We start from the raw sequence: 3,485 nt of genomic DNA, 5'->3' as shown, positions 1-3,485 counted from the left end.
TTCGAACCCGAACTACCTGGCCCAGATCTCCGGCCAGCCGTCCAATGCCATGACGAGGGAGGACTGCCCCACCTACGCCGCGTTTGAGCTGACGGGGACGGGCGCGCTCGGCCTGGCGGAGGGCGCCGGCTGCGTCTATCCGGCCTCGGTCCCCACGGTCGCCGGGCAGCTCAGTGCCGCAGGCAAGACCTGGAAGGGTTACATGGAAGACATGGGCACGCCGTGCCGTCATCCCGAACTCGGCGGGCAGGACACCAGCCAGGGCGCCAAGGTGGGTGACCAGTACGCAACGCGGCACAACCCGTTCGTGTATTTCCAGGCCATCACCTCGTCACCGGACTGCCAGAGCAACGTGGTGGACTTCAGCGAACTCCGCGGCGACCTCCGGTCCGTAGCCACCACCCCGAACCTGTCCTACATTTCGCCCAATCTTTGCAATGACGGCCACGACAACCCCTGCGTCGACGGCAGCGCAGGCGGACTGGCCGCCGCCGACACTTGGCTGAGCCAGCAGGTTCCGGCCATCCTGGATTCCCCGGCCTTCCGGCAGGACGGGATGCTGGTGATCACCTTCGACGAGTCCGAGGGCAAGACAGTTGGGCCCTCAGGGCTGCTGCCCGGAGGGACGGCCGGCGGCAGGATTGGTGCGCTGGTCCTCTCGCCGCTCACCAAGGGCGGCACGACGTCGGACCGGCCCTACAACCACTTCAGCCTCCTGGCCAGCATCGAAGACGCCTTCTCGCTCCCGCGCCTCGGGTACGCCGGGGCGCCGGGACTGGACAGTTTCGGCGGAGACGTATTTAACGCCGGGTCCTAGCGCGCGTCACCGCTCCTAGCGGCAGCGCCGGCGGTCAGCACCGATCCGGCAGGACCGGCCGCTAAGGCTCCGCGGGTCCTGAACCGTTGGGGGGCGCCTCCTGGCCGTATTCGGCCGTGATCAGGATGGGAAGGTGGTCCGACGCGCCTCGGGCCAGGGTTTCCACGCTTTCGATCTCCAGCCCCTGGGAAGTGGCAAAATCGAAATGGCCCTTGAAGACCTTGTACCGGGTGTAGGTCCGTCGGTCACTCATCGTGAGGTCGTAGCCGGCGTCCAGCAGGGTGGCAGAGACACCTTCGACCACCGAGGAAAAAAACCACCGGTGGACCGAGGGGACAACAAGGCCGACATTGTGATTGCGCCCGGAGGCCAGGCTGGAAGCTTGGTAGGACAGGACGAAGCCAAGCTCAGCGGCGGCGGTCTGGGCGCGTTCCCGGCTTCGCGGGGAAACGTTGCCTTTGCCGCTCAAGGCGCGCGAAACGGTGGCGATGGAGAGGCCGGCCCGTTCCGCGACGTCCTTGATGCCGGGCATGCCTAGCCCTCCGTGTCCTCGATGTAGATTTCCAGCCAAACAGTTTCACCTGAGCTTAACGGATCGCCGGCGCTGTCCATGCCCCCAACGTCGTAGCCGGCCTCCGGTGACGTTGAGCTGCGCAGCAGCACCCGCCCGGCGGGCAGTTCCAAGGGCTCGGACCCCACATTCAGCAGCACCAGCGTGGAGCCGTTGAGGAAGGCAAGGCTCGTGTCCGTGCACAGGTCCTCGTACCAGGACAGTGAGCCGCGGCCCAGGTCCAGCCGGCGGCGGAGCTCCAGCATGCGCTTGTAGAGGCTTAGGTGCGACGACGGTGAAGCGGCCTGCACATCCCGCGCCAGCCGGGCGAAGCTTTCCGGCTGCGGCAGCCACGGGTCCTGCCCGTCGCCAAATCCTGCGTGGAGTTCTCCGGCCCGCCAGGGCAGCGGGACGCGGCAGCCGTCGCGGCCCAGCCGTGCGCCGCCGGTGCGGGCAAAAGTGGGGTCCTGGCGCCGGGTGTCCGGGATGTCGATCCCGTCCGGAAGGCCGAGTTCTTCGCCCTGGTAGAGGTAAGCCCCGCCGGGCAGCCCGAGCATGAACAGGGACGCCGCTGCCGCGCGGGACCGTCCGCGGTCCTCGTCCGGCTGCGGATCCCAGGTGCCGATTCCGTCACCGTCGCGCGGCGCCTGCCCGTTGTATCCGAAGCGGGTGGCGTGGCGGACGACGTCGTGGTTGGAGAGCACCCACGTGCTGGGGGCGGCGACGGCGTCCAGCGACGTCAGTGACTCGGTGATGACGTGGCGCATGCGATGCACGTCCAGGCCCGCGTGGAGGTAGGGGAAGTTGAAGGCCTGGTGCATTTCGTCCGGGCGCACCCAGTCGGCGAGCCGGGGAAGCTCGGCGGTGATTCCGGCGAGGTCGCCGATGCCGTCGCCGTTCAGGTCCCGGAACGAGCGAGGGTAGACCTGGTAGATGACGGCGGACCGCCACCATCCCGGGATGTGGTCTGCGGCGTGCACCGGGGTCAGCGGGCCCGTCAGGGGGCCGGCCTGCGCGGCGGGGGAGAGGAGAACTGAATCAACGGACATGACGGTAATCGTAAGTCCCACACCGGGAAAATGAAAACGCTTCCAGTCACATTCGAATCGGGCAGTTTCGGCCAGTCGTTGGACTGTCCCCGGCCCGGCGTCCGGCCAGCCAGCGGAGCCCCTCGCCCCGGGCTGGTGCGGTGACTTTTCAAAGTGGTACCTAGCGTGTACTTTGGAAGCGCTTGCAGTTGTGAGCCACATCACCGACGATGCCACGGGGCTCTGGAACGGACTTCCAGGGCCTTACGCGTGGATGCAGGGATTTATGAAAGGGACACCAATGAAGGTGCAGAACACCCTCACGAACGGAACCAGCCGCCGCGTATTCACCGCGGGCGCCATTTCCGTAGTGGCCGCGCTGGCCCTCAGCGCGTGCGGCGGCGCCGCAGCCACCGCACCGGCGACCGCGACGGCCAAGCCTGACCTGAAGGCCTCCGGCGCCAGCACGATCACCATGTGGGTCGATGCCGAGCGCGCGCCCGCGCTGAAGGACATCACGGCCAAGTTCCAGACCGATACCGGCATCGCAGTCAAGCTCGTCGTCAAGGACTTCGCCGCTGTCCGCGACGACTTCATCACCCAGGTCCCGACCGGCAAGGGCCCGGACCTGATCGTTGGCCCGCACGACTGGGTCGGCAAGTTCGTCCAGAACGGCGTGATCGCTCCGGTGGAGCTCGGGGACAAGAAGTCCGAGTTCCAGGACTCCTCCATCAAGGCCATGACCTACAACGGCTCCGTCTACGGCGTCCCGTATGCGATCGAGAACATCGCCCTGCTCCGCAACACGGACCTCGTTGCCCAGAGCGCCAAGACCCTGGACGAGGTCGTCGCCAACGGCAAGAAGGCCGTGGCCGACGGCAAGGCGAAGTTCCCGTTCCTCGTGGGCATGGACCCGAAGCAGGGCGATCCGTACCACCTCTACCCGCTGCAGGCTTCCATGGGCTCGCAGGTCTTCGGCAAGGCAGCCGACGGCGGCTACGACCCGAAGCAGCTCCTGATCGGCGACGCCTCCGGCGTCGAGTTCGCCAAGAAGCTGGCCGCCTGGGGCGACAAGGGCGAAAAGATCATC

The 3,485-nt window shown here is 67.1% G+C and carries 3 protein-coding genes and 1 pseudogene; 2 read left to right on the top strand and 2 right to left on the bottom strand.

Annotation, left to right across the window (positions count from 1 at the left end; all coding sequences use genetic code 11):
• The coding region (locus LQV45_RS21415; protein ID WP_230008731.1) for an alkaline phosphatase family protein at window positions 1–817 on the top strand (817 nt) is incomplete at its 5' end.
• A gap of 250 nt (window positions 818–1,067) precedes the next feature.
• Here LQV45_RS21415 and LQV45_RS21405 read toward each other — a convergent pair.
• Together LQV45_RS21405 and LQV45_RS21400 are read right to left on the bottom strand one after the other, a co-directional pair.
• Window positions 1,068–1,349 (bottom strand): annotated as a pseudogene (locus LQV45_RS21405) (LacI family DNA-binding transcriptional regulator); the annotation flags it as partial.
• A gap of 2 nt (window positions 1,350–1,351) precedes the next feature.
• Window positions 1,352–2,416, bottom strand: coding sequence for an alpha-amylase family glycosyl hydrolase (locus tag LQV45_RS21400; RefSeq protein WP_290370289.1), 1,065 nt, complete (start codon window positions 2,414–2,416; stop codon window positions 1,352–1,354).
• A gap of 280 nt (window positions 2,417–2,696) precedes the next feature.
• Here LQV45_RS21400 and LQV45_RS21395 point away from each other — a divergent pair.
• Window positions 2,697–3,485: extracellular solute-binding protein (locus LQV45_RS21395; RefSeq protein ID WP_230008730.1), on the top strand; the 789-nt coding region annotated here is incomplete at its 3' end.

The organism is Microbacterium sp. Bi128 (genome assembly GCF_918698205.1).
This window is presented reverse-complemented; position numbering and strand designations above follow the sequence as displayed.